Origin of the sequence: Azospirillum sp. A1-3, assembly GCF_023806445.1 — a bacterium.
In the GTDB taxonomy this organism is placed as follows: Bacteria; Pseudomonadota; Alphaproteobacteria; order Azospirillales; family Azospirillaceae; genus Azospirillum.
This window is the reverse complement of record NZ_JAMSLU010000001.1, coordinates 528,295-542,746: the sequence shown is the minus strand read 5'-3', so window position 1 is coordinate 542,746 and position 14,452 is coordinate 528,295. Positions and strand designations below refer to the sequence as shown.

The following is a 14,452-nucleotide window of genomic DNA, read 5'->3' as shown; positions in this document are numbered from 1 at the left end:
CCTCTTAGAAGCGGCTGACTTCGTAGACCTTCCGGACATGGTCGGTCTCACGGTAGCCCGTGGAGGTCATCTCGGCCGGGGCGGCCTCGGCCGTTCCGCTCGTGGCGGTCACGCCGGCCGCGACGGCACCCAGCGCGCCGACGCCGAGACCGGCGACGCGGAACAGGTCGCGCCGGGCGAGACCCTTTTCCGTGCCCTGAATGTCCGTGTTCTGCTTTGCTGCTTCATCAGTGGCTTTGACCGCGTTCCGCGTCATGGCTTCGCTCCTCACCTTTACGCCGCAAGGTCGAAGGCGCGCGCCTCGACCGCCAGAAAACTCCGTCCGACCGCGCCGACCGCCCGATAGAAGCGGGCCGACGGCGAGGTCTCCAAATCCGCGAAAAACCGCCCGGCCCAGGAGCCGATGTGGCGGTCGAAAAAAGCCCGCTGCGCATCGAGGTCGACGGCTCCGCCATCCTCCGGCGCGAATTCGCCGGCGATCAGGCCGGCCATCATCTCGCACAGGGCGGCGATGTGGTCCTCCGGCTCCGTCACGCCGTCGGCGCGGGCGATGCCCAGCCGCGCCATGTCGGCGCGCAGTTCCGCCAGCGGCTTCTCGTTCAGGAATCCGGTCAGGTAGAAGGACCCGTAGGGGGTGCGCTCGCTGCCGCCGACGCCGATGAAGAGGGTGGTGAACTCCTCCTCCACCGCCGCGGAATCGCTGTCGCGCGCCGCGCCGGCCAGCTGGTCGAGAGCCGCGCCGAAGTCGCCGCCCTCCCCGGCCAGCTCACCGAGCGTGGTCAGGAAGGCCGCGTCGGGCGCGCGCGCCAAAAGGCGCGCCAGCAGGGCATAGACCTGCGCACGCAGCAGTTCCTCCTCCTCCGCGACGGCGGGGGGAACGGTGTGATCGACGGCCCTGGACACGCGCCGCAAACTCCTCTCGGACACAAGACGGATGCGTCGGCGTTCACGGTCCGACCGCGCGCCGTATTTGGACCCAAGGCCCTGCACCCCTTTTGATGCACCTGCGAAAAGCCGTTGCCTTACAGTGGCTTAGCATTCGCCAGATGGATAATAGAAGGACTGAACCTGTCCATTTGTCAACTAAGGACGCGCCCGGAAGAGAGGACAAATGAAACTTTATCGTGGCGCTATGTTCGCGCTGTCAGAGCGCCCCTTTGTTTTGAAGGCGGCCAATTCAGCGCGACAATCCGTCGCAATTTGAAAGTCGTTTTGCGAGGAGGAAATGCGCTGGAGCGCACCCCCTCTCCCCCGCTCTCGCGCAAACTTCGTTTGCGCTGACGCGACAGGCGGACCCTTGGTCCGCCGAAAGCGGGGAGAAGGCCGGGGTGAGGGGGAGGCATGGCGTGGATGAATGGGGAGGTGGGGACTGTGCGCGGGTCGAAAAGGTTCCGCTGTGCGTCCCCCTCACCCTAACCCTCTCCCCGGGGGGGAGAGGGGAATGGTGGCTGGGGAGAGGGGGTGTCGCCCGTCGCCACAACGTCTACGTCGGCGGACGCGGCGGGGGAAAGTTCTTCGCCCTCAGCCACCTCGTCCAGCGTGTCTAGGAAGCCCTTGCCGACGCGGTAAAGCGTCTTCACCGAAACATCCCCGGTGAACAGGCTGGCGTAATCGTCGGCGTAGTCCTTCAACCCGTCGTCGTTGGCATACACCGGATCGGAGGTCCACAGCTTGCGCAGGGCCTGACGGTGCAGATCCTCCGGCACCTCGGCGCGCAGGAAGGGGGTGAAGTCGGACTCGCCGGTCAGTTCCTCGATCGGCGGGAGGTCTTTCAACGGGTCTTCGGGTTCCGCATCCGGCTGGGCGGAGTCGATGGGGATATCGTCGGCGACGGCGACGGGAAGCTCCGCAGTCTCTTCGACCGGCGGCACCTCGACCGGTGCCGGCTCCGGCTTGACCGCCGTGCGTTTCAGGCGCGACCAGCGCGACAGGAAGGCTTCGTCGCTCACCGCTGCCTGTCCTCTTTCTCGAAATGGCGCTTGCGCTCGCGCTTGTGGAAGGGGACGTCGACATGATGCTGCTCGACGAAATCACGAACCAGCGCGATCACCTCCGCCGGCATCGGCACCGTCTCCACCACGTCGGCACCGACCTGATAGCCCTCGCCCTCATGGGCCGACGCGGTGACGGTGAAGGGCACCAGTTCCTCGCCATCAGAGTCAGGGCCAGCACCGGGGCGCATCACCACCCACAGGCGCGGCGGATCCTGCGACAGGTTAAGGCGATAGCCCTCGGTGTCGGTGCGGAACAGCTCCAGCGTCAGGGTGGCGGCGTGGCTGTGGGTCCAGCCCTCGCCCTCCATCAGCAGCCGGCCGGGCGGATCGACCGGGCCGGCGCCGGGAATGACCGACACCGGGCGCCAGCTCCAGTCGGCCCAGGCGGTGACGCCGCGGCGGCGCTCCACCACGATGCCCAGCGGCATGGTCTCGATGCGCTCAAGAGGTTGGGGGGCGGGCTGTTCCGTCATGACACATGTCCCGATGCCAGCAGGCGTTCCGCCTCGGCCAGATCCTCCGGCCGGTTGGTGTTGAAGAAGGGGTCCACAGGATTGGCCGGATCGACGGCGAAGTCGGCGACGGCAAGCCGATAGCGGGCGGTCCAGGCATCGACCTTGCGGACGCCCTCCTCGACCATGGCGCGGCGGAGGTCCCCGGCCAGACGGATCGGCCACAGGCCGAAGACCGGATGCTCCTGCCCACCCGAGCGGGCGCAGGCGAGGTCGGCGCCCTCATTCTCCAACGCCGCCACCATGCGGGTGACGAGGTCGCGCGGGATGAAGGGCGCATCGGTGGCGAAGCTGGCGACCCAGCCGATGCCGGGGGCGGTGCCGCGCATCCACTCCATGCCCGTCAGCACGCCGGCGAGCGGGCCGGCATAGCCCTCCACCACATCGGCCGCCACCGGCAGATGGAGATGGGCGAAGCGCGCCGGATCGCCGTTGGCGTTCAGCACCAGCGGCCCGACCTGCGGCCGGACGGTGGCGACGATGCGTTCCAGGATGCTGCGGTCGCCCAGCGGGCGCAGGCACTTGTCGCCGCCGCCCATCCGGCGCGACAGCCCGCCGGCCAGCAGGACGCCGCCAATGTCGGGATGAGTGGAATTAGTCGTCATCGCGGCTTCCCTTGCGTCCATGCCGGGCGTCCTCGTCAGCGGCTCCGGCGGCATCGGTGTCGAAGACCAGCCGGTCGGTGCCGGCCAGCGCGATGAAGCGCCTGCCCTTGGCCCGGCCGACCAGCGTCAGGTTGGCCTGCCGCGCCAGCTGCACGCCCCAGGCGGTGAAGCCGGAGCGCGAGATCAGGATCGGAATGCCCATCTGCACCGTCTTGATGACCATCTCGGATGTCAGACGGCCGGTGGTGTAGAAAATCTTGTCGTCGGCGGAAATGCCGTTCAGGTGCATGTAGCCGGCGACCTTGTCCACCGCGTTGTGGCGGCCGACATCCTCCATATAGACCAGCGGCCGGTCGCCCTGGCACAGCACGCTGCCGTGGATGGCCCCGGCCTCCAGATACAGGCTCGGCTGCAGGTTGATCTGCTTGGACAGCGCGTAGATCCAAGAGGTGTGGAGCCGGACGTCGGCGGGAAGCTTGACGGACTCGAAGGTCTCCATCACGTCGCCAAAGGCGGTGCCCTGGGCGCAGCCGGAGGTCAGTGTTTTCTTCTTCAGCTTGGATTCATAATCGGTCGCGCGTTCGGTGCGGACGACGACGGTGTCCGTTTCCTCGTCCACGTCGATGCCGGTGATGCGGTCGTCGCGCCGCAGCATGTTCTGGTTCAGCAGATAGCCGACGGCCAGACAGTCCGGATAATCGCCGATCGTCATCATGGTGACGATCTCCTGCCCGTTCAGGTACAGGGTCAGCGGCCGTTCGACCGTGACCGAGGTCTCGATCTCGCGGCCGTCCTGGTCGAGGCCGCGGACGCGCTCGGTCAGCTTGGGGTTCGCCGGATCCGGCGCTATGGTGAAGGTCTTCAGGCTCATGGTCGGGCTCATGCGCGCGAGTGTGGGCGAGCGGCGTCGATCGGACAAGCCCCCGCCGGAATGATTCGAAAAGTGATTTGGACTGAATGCAGGATTTTTCCCAAGCCCTCGCCGTCGCTTTTTCCATGATCGTGTCGATGGATGACGGGCTGATGCGGATCATCGGCCTGTCGCTGCGGGTCAGCCTGTCCGCCGTCGCCATCGCCACGCTGATCGGCCTGCCGCTGGGCGCCGCCGTCGCGGCGTTGCGCTTTCCCGGCCGGCGCGCCTTCGCCATCACCTTGAACACGATGATGGGGCTGCCGCCGGTGGTGGTCGGGTTGGTGGTCTATCTGCTGCTGTCGCGCTCCGGCCCGTTCGGGGTGCTGGGGCTGCTGTTCACCCCGACGGCGATGATCGTCGCCCAGACGGTGATGATCGTGCCGATCGTCGCCTCGCTCGCCCGCCAGACGGTGGAGGATCTGCTGGTCGAGTATGACGATCTGCTGCGCGTCACCGGCGCCGGGCCGATCCGCCGGCTGGTCACCCTGCTGTCGGAAGCGCGCTGGAGCCTCGTCACCACCGTGCTGGCCGGATTCGGGCGTGCGTCGGCCGAGGTCGGGGCGGTGATGATCGTCGGCGGCAACATCGAGCATGTCACCCGCGTCATGACCACCGCCATCGCGCTGGAGACCAGCAAGGGCGACCTGCCGATGGCGCTGGGTCTGGGCATGGTGCTGATGACCCTGTCGCTGGCGGTCAATCTCGCCGCGTCGCTGCTGAAGGAGGCAGGAGACAGGCCGGCCTGATCCGGGTGCCTGATCCGGAGGCTTGACCCCGAAATGGAAAAAACTGCCCGGACCTTTGCAATGGCGTCGCGATGCGCTATGCCAGAAAAGCAATAACGCCAATGGGAGGAGTTGAGTGATGCTGCGCCGTTCATTCGTGCTGGGCTGTGCCGCCGCCGCGGCGCTGGCCGGTCTGGTCCAGGCCGCCGCCCCGTCGGCCGCGCTGGCCGCCGACCGCTTCATCACGGTGGCCTCCACCACCTCGACCGAGGATTCGGGCCTGTTCGGCTCTATCCTGCCGAAATTCACCGCCAAGACCGGGATCGAGGTGCGGGTCGTCGCCAAGGGCACCGGTCAGGCCATCGACCTTGCCAAGCGCGGCGACGCCGACGTGCTGTTCGTTCACCACAAGCCTTCGGAGGAGAAGTTCGTCGCCGAAGGCTTCTCCACCGTGCGCAAGCCGGTGATGTACAACGACTTCGTCGTCGTCGGCCCGGCCAGCGATCCGGCCGGCGTCAAGGGCAGCAAGGACGTCGCCGCCTCCCTGTCGAAGATCGCCGAGGCCAAGGCCCCCTTCGTGTCGCGCGGCGACGACAGCGGCACGAACAAGGCCGAACTCGCCCTGTGGAAGATCGCCAAGCTCGATCCCGCCAAGGCCGACGGCGGCTGGTACCGCTCCATCGGCCAGGGCATGGGGCCGACGCTGAACACCGCCGCCGCGATGAACGGCTATACCCTGACCGACCGCGGCACCTGGCTGAACTTCAAGAACCGCGGCCCGCTGACCGTGCTGGTGGAGGGTGACAAGCGCCTGTTCAACCAGTATGGCGTGATGCTGGTCAACCCGGCCAAGTTCCCCCACGTCAAGGCGGCCGACGGCCAGGCCTTCGTCGACTGGCTGGTCTCCGCCGAGGGCCAGAAGGCCATCGCCGACTACACCATCAACGGCGAACAACTGTTCTTCCCCAACGCCAACGAGCCGGGGGCGTAAGGAGCGGCGGGTTCCTGCGATCCCCTGTCCGATAGGGTCGCAGGAACTGTCCAGTCAGCGTTTATCCGGACCGGCCCCAATAAGATTCCCGTTCCCATCGCGCCGCATTCCCCCATATGAGTGTCCTCAGGCCAGGGGCGTCAGCCCCAAGCGACAGGAGTTTTGGGGACGATGAAGATCGGCGATCGGACGGTGCTCGTCTGCGATTGTGCGCACAGCATCGCGCTGGACGGGGCGGCGCTCGGCAAGGCATGCGGCGACGGGAGCGTTCCCACCGTGCATACCCAGCTGTGCCGGACGCAGCTCGACCGATTCGAGGCGGCGGTCGCCAGCGGGCAGCCGCTGCTGGTCGCCTGCACGCAGGAAGCACCGCTTTTCAGTGAGATCGCGGCGGAGGTGGCGCCCGATACGTCCCTGACCTTCACCAACATCCGCGAACGCGCCGGCTGGTCGGACGAGGGCGAACTGGCACTGCCGAAGATCGCCGCCCTGTTGGCCGAGGCGGCCCTGCCGATCCCCCCGACCGGCGCCCTGACCCTGACCTCTCAGGGCACCTGTCTGGTCTATGGCAACGACGAACGCGCCATCGAAGCCGGACGGGAACTGGCGAAGCGGCTGGACGTCACGGTCCTGCTGACCAGCGCGAAGGACATCGCGCCGCCGCCGGTGATGGACGTGGCGATCTTCCGCGGCCGCATCCGCGCCGCCCGCGGCTGGGTCGGCGCCTTCGAGATCGTGGTGGATGATTACGCTCCCGCCCTGCCCTCCTCGCGCGGGGCGCTGGGGTTCGAGCCGGCGCGGCAGGGGGCGTCGGCCCGCTGCGACCTGATCCTCGACCTGACCGGCGGCACGCCGCTGTTCCCCGACCACAAGCGCCGCGACGGCTACCTGCGCCCCGACCCCAACAGCCCGGCTCAGGTCGCCAAGGCGCTGCTGGAGATGGCCGATCTGGTCGGCGAGTTCGAGAAGCCGCGCTTCGTCGACTTCAAGGCCGATCTCTGCGCCCATTCGCGCAGCCGGAAGACCGGCTGCACCCGCTGCCTTGACGTCTGCCCGACCGGGGCGATCACGCCGAACGGCGACCATGTCGCCATCGACCCGCATGTCTGCGCCGGTTGCGGGTCCTGCGCCGCGGTCTGCCCGACCGGGGCCGCGACCTATGCCCTGCCGCCGGCCGCCACCGTCTATGAACGGCTGCGCACGCTGCTGGGCACCTACCGGAAGGCCGGCGGCGGCGCGCCCGCTTTGCTGATCCACGATCCGCGCCACGGCGATGCGCTGATCGGCATGATGGCGCGGCATGGCCGCGGCCTGCCGGCCCGCGTGCTGCCCTTCGCGCTGAACGAGGTGACGCAGGTCGGTTTCGACCTGTTCGCGCTGGCGCTGGCCTATGGCTGCACCCATGTCCGCGTCCTGACCGGGCCGGAGAACGAGGGGGAGACCGCCGGGCTCGCCTCGCAGATCGGGCTGGCGGAGGCCGCCTTCAGCGGGCTCGGCTACGGCTCCGGCCGGGTGGCGGTGATCGACGCCGCCGATCCCGACATGGTCGCGGACGAGCTGTGGGCGCTCCCCGCCGACGTGGTCGAGGCCGGGATGTTCCTGCCGATGGGGCCGAAGCGTACGGTGACCATGCTGGCGCTGCGCCACCTGCACAAGGTTGCCCCGGCCCCGGTCGAGGTCCTGCCGCTGCCGCCGGGCGCGCCGTTCGGCCGGGTGTCGGTGGATGTGGCGGGCTGCACGCTCTGCCTGTCCTGCGTCGGCGCCTGCCCGACCGGCGCGCTGCTGGACAATGCCGACAAGCCGATGCTGTCCTTCGCCCAGGATGCCTGCGTGCAGTGCGGCCTGTGCAAGACCACCTGCCCGGAGAAGGTCATCTCGCTGGTGCCGGAGATCGACTTCCGCGATCAGGCGCGTGGGGCAACGGTGGTGAAGGAGGAGGAGCCCTTCTGCTGCGTGTCCTGCGGCAAGCCCTTCGCCACGAAATCCTCGATCGAGAAGATCGTGACGACGCTGGCGGGCAAGCACTGGATGTTTGCGACGCCGGAAGCCGCCAACCGCATCCGCATGTGCGAGGATTGCCGCGTGCGCGACCAGTTCGAGCGTGGGAACGAGCCCTTCGCCATGGGTCGCCCGCCGGTGCCGCGCACCACCGACGACGACCTGCGCGAACGCGAGGAAGCCCAACGGGAAGCCCGGCTGGCGGAGGCACGACAAAAGCTGATCTGACGCCGGTCCCTCTTGATCGCCATCAAAGTCGGCATACCGTGATGTGGAATAGGCTTGCGCGATCGTTGCACATCGTGCGTGTGGCGAACATATACTGTGGCGGCCCGTAATGCGGCGGTCCATTTGGGGCCGCCCGTGGAGTACAGCGATGATCGATCCCGTGTCCGAAGCCCAGTCGCCAGCCAGCCTCGCCCCGCTCGTCGACCCGTTCGGCCGCAAGGTGGAGTACCTGCGTGTCTCGGTGACCGACCGTTGCGACCTTCGCTGCGTCTACTGCATGGCGGAGGACATGAGCTTCCTGCCGAAGGCGGAGGTGCTGACGCTGGAGGAGCTGGACCGGCTGTGCACCGCCTTCGTGAAGCTGGGCACGCGCAAGCTGCGGCTGACCGGCGGCGAACCGCTGGTGCGGCGCGACGTGATGCGGCTGATCCGCTCGCTGGGCCGCCACATCGAATCGGGCGACCTGGACGAACTGACGCTGACCACCAACGGCACCATGCTGTTCAAGCATGCCGCCGGCCTGTACGAGGCAGGCGTGCGACGGATCAACGTGTCGCTGGACACGCTCGACCCGCACAAGTTCCAGGCCATCACCCGCTGGGGCAAGCTGGACAAGATCCTGGGCGGCATCCAGGCGGCCAAAGAGGCCGGGCTGAAGATCAAGATCAACACGGTGGCGCTGAAGGGCGTCAACGACGACGAAATCCACCGCATGGTGGCGTGGTGCGGCGAGCAGGGCTTCGACCTGACCTTCATCGAGGTGATGCCGATGGGCGACATCGGCGAGGGCGCCCGGCTTGACCAGTATTGGCCGCTGACCATGCTGAAGGCCGAGCTACAGAAGCGCTGGACCCTGACCGAGAGCGACCACCGCACCGGCGGCCCGGCCCGCTATGTCCGGGTGGAGGAGACCGGCCAGCGCGTCGGCTTCATCACGCCGCTGACCCACAATTTCTGCGAGAGCTGCAACCGCGTGCGGCTGACCTGCACCGGCACGCTCTACATGTGCCTGGGCCAGGAGGACGCCGCCGACCTGCGCACGCCGCTGCGCGTGAGCGACGAGGACGGCCCGCTGATCGACGCGGTGCGCGAGGCGATCACCCGCAAGCCGAAGGGCCACGACTTCATCATCGACCGCCGCCACCAGGGTCCGGCCGTCGGGCGGCATATGAGCGTGACGGGGGGGTGAGGGTCCAGGCAGCGTGAGGCCGCCCGCTCCGATCCCCCCTCCCTAACCCTCCCCCTCTTCGAGGGAGAGGGAACTGCCGCTGCACTCCCACAAAGCTCCTACCCCCTCTCCCACCGAAGGTGGGGGAGGGATGGGGAGGGGGCATCGCGCGCCAGGACTTCAGCCCCAATACCCAACCAAGAGCGAGCACCGCCATGCCCCTGCCCTTCCTGTCCGGACTGCGCGTCATCGACCTCGGCCAGTACCTGCCCGGTCCCTATGCGGCACAGTTGCTCGGCGACTTGGGCGCCACGGTGGTGAAGGTGGAGGCGCCGGCCGGCGATCCGCTCCGCCGGCTCGGCCCCACCGACAGCGACGGCACCACCGCCGCCTACAAGCTGCTGAACGCTGGCAAGACCGTCATCCGCATCGACCTGAAATCGGCCGACGGGCTCGCCGCGATGGAAGCTCTGCTCGCAAAGGCCGACGCGCTGATCGAAAGCTACCGGCCCGGCGTGATGGACAAGCTGGGGCTGGGGCGCGAGCGTCTACGGGAGATCAATCCGCGGCTGGTCCATGCCAGCCTGTCGGGCTGGGGCTATGACGGCCCCTATGCGACGCGGGCCGGGCACGACCTGAATTACATGGCGGTCGGCGGTGGGCTGGATGCCTCCGGACTGCCGGACCGGCCGGTCATCAGCTATCTGCCGGTCGCCGACTTCGCCTCGGCCCAGCATACGGCGCTGGCGGTGGCGGGCGCGTTACTGGGGCGCGAGCGGACGGGACAGGGCTGCTTCCTCGACCTGTCGATCATGGAATCGGTGCTGGGCTGGCAGGGCATGAATTTGACCGCGGCGGCGCGCGGCACCATGCCGAAACGCAGTGAGGCGCTGCTGTCGGGCGGCGCCGCCTGCTATCGCATCTACCGCACCGCCGACGGCCGCTTCGTCACCCTGTCGGCGCTGGAGGCCAAGTTCTGGGCCAACTTCTGCGAGGCGGTCGGCCGTCCCGACTGGATCGCCCGGCAGGAGGACCCCATGCCTCAGACCGACCTGACGGGGGAACTGGACGCCCTGTTCGCCACCCGGACGCTGGCGGAGTGGAAGGCCCAGCTCGACCCCGTCGACTGCTGTTTCGAAGCGGTTCCGGAACTGACGGAGGTGCCGGCCCATCCGCACATCGCCGCGCGCGGACAGGTCCGCGTCACGCCGGGGCCGGAGCCGCTGGTGGAGACGCTGATGGGCCTGCGCGTCGACGGCGCCCCGCCGCCGGAGCGCACGCCGGTGCAGGAGAGCGACGCCGCGGCGGTGCTGGCCGGCTGGGCGTAAGGCTCAGCCCTCCCGCCGGTAGGGCGACAGTTCCTCGTCCAGCGCCGCGATCTCCGCTTCCACCGCCGGGCGTTCCTGCTGCAGGTAACGCTCCACCGCGCGGCGGAAGCTGGGGTCGGCGATCCAATGGGCGCTGTAGGTCGGCACCGGCAGATAGCCGCGCTGGATTTTGTGCTCCCCCTGCGCGCCGGCCTCGACTCGAGCCAGCCCGCGTTCGATGGCGAAGTCCAGCGCGCGGTAATAGCACGCCTCGAAATGCAGGAAGCGGTAGCGCCCGTCGGAACCCCAGTTGCGGCCGTACAGGGCGTCGTCGCCCAACAGGTTCAGCGCGCCGGCCACCCATTCCCCGCCATCCTCGCACATCACCAGAACCACCCGGTCGGCCATGGTCCGGCCCAGCAGGTCGAAGAAGCGGCGGTTGAGATAGCCGCCGCCCCATTTGCGGTCGGCGGTGTCCAGGTAGAAGCGGTGGAAGGCGTCCCAATGCTCCGGCTTCAGCTCGTCGCCGGTCAGGGTGTGCAGGCGCACGCTGCTCTCCGCGACCTCGCGCCGTTCCTTGCGGATCGCCTTGCGCTTGCGGGAGTTCAGCGCCTCCAGGAACTCGTCGAAGCTGCCGTAACCGCGGTTGTGCCAATGGTATTGCACACCCAGCCGCTTCAGCCAGCCGGCCTCGCCCAACCGGTCCCACTCCTCGCGTTCCGGAAAGGTAACGTGAGCGGAGGAGACGCCGTAACGCTCCGCCACCTGCTCCAGCGCCGAGATCAGCGCGGCGGCGACGGCATCGGCCCGTGGACCGGGCGCCACCAGCAGACGCGGCCCCGGCACCGGCGTAAAGGGAACCGCCACCTGCAGCTTCGGGTAATAGCTGCCGCCCGCCCGCTCATAGGCGTTGGCCCAGGCGTGGTCGAAGACATATTCGCCGTAGGAATGGCTTTTCAGATAGGCGGGCACCGCGCCGACCATGCGGCCGGAGCCGTCATAGGCGGCGAGGTGGCTTGGCTGCCAGCCGGACTTGCCGGTCGCCGATCCCGACTCCTCCAGCGCCGACAAGAAGGCGTGGGAGAGGAAGGGATTGCCGGGACCGGCACAGGTGTCCCAGCCCTGCTGGTCCGCCTCGCCGATCCCGGTCAGAACCTTGACGGTGATCGCCTCGTTGCCGTCGGGCATGCATGCGTCTCCTTGAACCATGGCAAGGAGGTAAGCCTCATGTCGCGTTGCGGCAAGGCGCTGCCGGCAGGGCCGTCGTGATGCGGATCAGGCCACTTCCAAAATCGCGTCGACCTCGACCGCGACGTTGCCGGGCAGCGACGGGGCGCCGACGGCGGCGCGGGCATGCTGGCCGGCCTCGCCGAAGACGTCGCGCATCAGTTCCGACGCGCCGTTGATGACCAGCGGATGGTCGTGGAAGTCGGCGCCGGAATTGACGAAGCCGCCCAGCCGCAGCACGCGGGTGACGCGGTCCAGGTCGCCGCCCAGCGCGGCCTTGGCCTGGGCCAGGATGTTCAGCGCGCACAGGCGTGCGGCTTCCTTGCCCTGCTCGACCGTGAAGTCCTGGCCGACCTTGCCGACGAACTTGCGCTCGCCGTTCCAGACCGTCACCTGGCCCGAGATGTAGAGGGTGTTGCCCGAACGGGTGTAGGGCACATAGGCGGCCACCGGGGCGGCGGCCTGCGGCAACTCGATGCCCAGCTCCGCCAGGCGTGCGTCGATCCGACCGGTCATGATGCTTCTCCCTTCCCTGCTTTGGCCCGCGTCGGGGCCATGCGTTCGATGTTTGGGACGTGGTTTGGAGCCCGACCATAGCCGTGCCTGCCGGGTGGTGGGAAGATTCTTGCCGCCCGGCATCCCGGCAGAACCGTCCGTCAGCGGCAAAAGATTCCGGGAAAGTTTTTCGGACGCCGGACCGGGGAGCGCGGGCCCAACCCTGCCCTTTTTGCCGACCTATTTTTATTCCATAGCAAAATCAGTCACTTATGTCACATCACCGCAGTTGGCACGGCGCTTGAAAGAGTGGTGTCAGGAAAACGCACGTTGCCTCGCCGGTCAAATGACCAGGGGCGGGGACAGCCTCAGAAGGAGACTAGGACCATGGCCGGTAATGTGACCCTGACCGCTTCGATGCGCACGAACCTCCTGCAGCTGCAGAGCACGCAGGCCGGTATCGACAAGAAGCAGAACATCCTGTCGACGGGCAACAAGATCAACTCGGCTCTGGATGGTCCTACCGCCTTCTTCGCCGCCAAGGGTCTGAACCAGCGCGCCGGCGACCTGTCCTCGCTGAAGGACGCGATGGGTCAGTCGATCAGCACGATCCAGGCCGCCGACAAGGGCCTGACCTCGATCGACTCGCTGGTCGACCAGGCCAAGGGCCTGACCACCGCCGCCTACGCGGCGCTGGGCAACGACGCCGCCTCCATCGCCACCCGCAAGTCGCTGGCCTCGCAGTTCAACACCCTGAAGGACCAGATCGACAAGCTGGCCTCCGACAGCGGCTATCAGGGCAAGAACCTGATCAACGGCAACGGCCTCAGCATGGACAGCACCAGCGCGTCCCGTGCCGCCGTCAACACCATCGTCGGCGTCGACAACGCCCGCGTCACCAACGTCATCTCCGCCGACACCTACGCCATCCGCATCAAGGGTGACGGTTCGGTCGAAGGCAAGACCGCCGACATCTCCACCGCGGAGAACGCGCACGGCCTGGTCGGTCTGAAGCTGTCGGGCACGATGTCCAGCACGCTGGGCAGCTTCTCCGACGTCCAGATCGAAGTGCGCGGCGCCAACGGCCGCACCCGCGACTTCATCGTCAAGGACGGCGACGAGAGCCGCACGATCTCCTACTTCGACAACACCCAGACGATCGAAGCCAAGCTGACGCAGGCGGCGACCTCGACGCAGCCCCAGATTTCGAACGTCAACATCGGCGGCACCATCGAGGAAGGCGACATCTTCACCATCACGGTGGAAGGTCAGTCCTTCAGCTACACCGCCACCAAGGGTGACGTCGCCGTCGGCCAGAACGCGGCCAAGAACGTCGCGACCAACCTGAAGAACTCGATCACCAGCGCCATCGCGGGCAGCGGCCGTCTGGCCGGCAAGGATGTCGCCTCCGCCGCCATCGGCGGCAGCGGCACCATCACCCTGACCGGCAACACCACGGCCGGCGTGGTACGGGAGATGACGGTGACGACCGGCGCCACCAACGCGCTGACCAAGAAGATCTCGGAGAGCTTCGCGTCGGGCACCATCGTGTCCTTCACGGTCGACCGCCGCCTGCTGGAAGCGGCGAACAACCAGGGCAACGGCATCTCGACCATCGAGAAGAAGGTCGACCTGCAAATCCAGGTCACCAACTCCAACGGCGCCCAGATCACCCGCGACGCCATGAGCGACCGCGGCGACGGCAAGCTGGACGGCGGCGAGCAGTCCTTCAACTTCGACAGCGGCACGGTGCGTCTGAACGTCGACGCCAAGACCATCAAGCAGGCAGCTTCGAGCAACTGCTCGGCCAACATCGTCACCAAGCAGATCTCCGACGCCAACACGTCCAACGACATCACCGTCCAGTTGAACGAGCGCAACACCAACTCGATCACGGTGAACGCGGTCAACCTGTCGACCAGCGGCCAGGGCCTGCAGATGGATGCGGCGCAGAACGGCTGGATGGACCGCTCCGACATCGACAAGGCGGTCGCCGGCCTGGATCATGCCAAGTCGACGATCCGCTCCGCCTCGCAGAACCTGTCGACCAACCTGAACATCATCACGACCCGCGAGAGCTTCACCAAGGAGTTCAGCGACGTGCTGACGGAAGGCGCCAGCAAGCTGACGCTGGCCGACCAGAACGAGGAAGGCGCCAGCCTGCTGATGCTGCAGACCCGGCAGCAGCTGGGCACCATCGCCCTCTCGCTGGCCAACCAGTCGCAGCAGTCGATCCTGCGTCTGTTCTGATCCGGAACGGCAGCCAGACACACGAAAAGGGGCGCCCCC

Annotated in this window: 14 protein-coding genes; 6 read left to right on the top strand and 8 right to left on the bottom strand. The window is 67.6% G+C overall.

Annotated elements, in window-relative coordinates; all coding sequences use genetic code 11:
• Positions 1–4: 4 nt before the first annotated feature.
• The 6 genes from M5E06_RS02560 to fdhD all read right to left on the bottom strand — a co-directional run bounded on the left by M5E06_RS02560 (position 5) and on the right by fdhD (position 3,982).
• Complete coding sequence (locus M5E06_RS02560; protein ID WP_252137042.1) at positions 5–256, bottom strand: formate dehydrogenase; 252 nt, start codon at positions 254–256, stop codon at positions 5–7.
• A 17-nt stretch (positions 257–273) separates the two neighbouring features.
• Positions 274–903 carry a TorD/DmsD family molecular chaperone gene (locus tag M5E06_RS02555; RefSeq protein WP_252137041.1) on the bottom strand — a complete coding sequence of 210 codons (630 nt, stop codon included), beginning with the start codon at positions 901–903 and terminating at the stop codon, positions 274–276.
• 509 nt (positions 904–1,412) lie between these two features.
• A complete protein-coding gene (locus M5E06_RS02550; RefSeq protein ID WP_252137040.1) occupies positions 1,413–1,949 on the bottom strand; it encodes a DUF3306 domain-containing protein in 537 nt (178 codons plus the stop codon).
• Complete coding sequence (locus M5E06_RS02545; protein ID WP_252137039.1) at positions 1,946–2,467, bottom strand: DUF3305 domain-containing protein; 522 nt, start codon at positions 2,465–2,467, stop codon at positions 1,946–1,948. The genes M5E06_RS02550 and M5E06_RS02545 overlap by 4 nt, the downstream gene beginning before the upstream one ends.
• On the bottom strand, positions 2,464–3,111 hold the full coding sequence (mobA, locus tag M5E06_RS02540) for a molybdenum cofactor guanylyltransferase MobA (protein WP_252137038.1): 648 nt from the start codon (positions 3,109–3,111) through the stop codon (positions 2,464–2,466). The genes M5E06_RS02545 and mobA overlap by 4 nt, the downstream gene beginning before the upstream one ends.
• Positions 3,101–3,982: a formate dehydrogenase accessory sulfurtransferase FdhD gene (fdhD, locus tag M5E06_RS02535; RefSeq protein WP_252137037.1), complete on the bottom strand. Its 882-nt coding sequence runs from the start codon at positions 3,980–3,982 to the stop codon at positions 3,101–3,103. Before fdhD ends, mobA begins: the two co-directional genes overlap by 11 nt.
• An 86-nt stretch (positions 3,983–4,068) precedes the next feature.
• On the opposite strand from fdhD, the gene M5E06_RS02530 reads away from it, so the two are divergent.
• From M5E06_RS02530 to M5E06_RS02510, 5 genes are all read left to right on the top strand, one after another.
• Complete coding sequence (locus M5E06_RS02530) at positions 4,069–4,770, top strand: ABC transporter permease (RefSeq protein WP_252137036.1); 702 nt, start codon at positions 4,069–4,071, stop codon at positions 4,768–4,770.
• Positions 4,771–4,888: 118 nt separating this feature from the next.
• Entirely contained in the window at positions 4,889–5,740 is an 852-nt protein-coding gene (locus M5E06_RS02525) for an ABC transporter substrate-binding protein (protein WP_252137035.1), read from the top strand.
• Positions 5,741–5,911: 171 nt separating this feature from the next.
• Entirely contained in the window at positions 5,912–7,966 is a 2,055-nt protein-coding gene (locus tag M5E06_RS02520; protein ID WP_252137034.1) for a 4Fe-4S dicluster domain-containing protein, read from the top strand.
• 148 nt (positions 7,967–8,114) lie between these two features.
• On the top strand, positions 8,115–9,155 hold the full coding sequence (gene moaA / locus M5E06_RS02515; RefSeq protein ID WP_252137033.1) for a GTP 3',8-cyclase MoaA: 1,041 nt from the start codon (positions 8,115–8,117) through the stop codon (positions 9,153–9,155).
• Positions 9,156–9,349: 194 nt separating this feature from the next.
• Entirely contained in the window at positions 9,350–10,462 is a 1,113-nt protein-coding gene (locus M5E06_RS02510) for a CaiB/BaiF CoA transferase family protein (RefSeq protein ID WP_252137032.1), read from the top strand.
• A 3-nt stretch (positions 10,463–10,465) separates the two neighbouring features.
• Here the strand turns inward: M5E06_RS02510 and M5E06_RS02505 are convergent, their stop codons facing one another.
• Complete coding sequence (locus M5E06_RS02505) at positions 10,466–11,629, bottom strand: GNAT family N-acetyltransferase (protein WP_252137031.1); 1,164 nt, start codon at positions 11,627–11,629, stop codon at positions 10,466–10,468.
• 87 nt (positions 11,630–11,716) lie between these two features.
• Positions 11,717–12,184, bottom strand: a complete 468-nt coding sequence (locus M5E06_RS02500) for a RidA family protein (RefSeq protein WP_085088381.1) — start codon at positions 12,182–12,184, stop codon at positions 11,717–11,719.
• A 366-nt stretch (positions 12,185–12,550) separates the two neighbouring features.
• Here M5E06_RS02500 and M5E06_RS02495 point away from each other — a divergent pair, with 366 nt between their 5' ends.
• On the top strand, positions 12,551–14,413 hold the full coding sequence (locus M5E06_RS02495) for a flagellin N-terminal helical domain-containing protein (RefSeq protein WP_252137030.1): 1,863 nt from the start codon (positions 12,551–12,553) through the stop codon (positions 14,411–14,413).
• Positions 14,414–14,452: the final 39 nt, after the last annotated feature.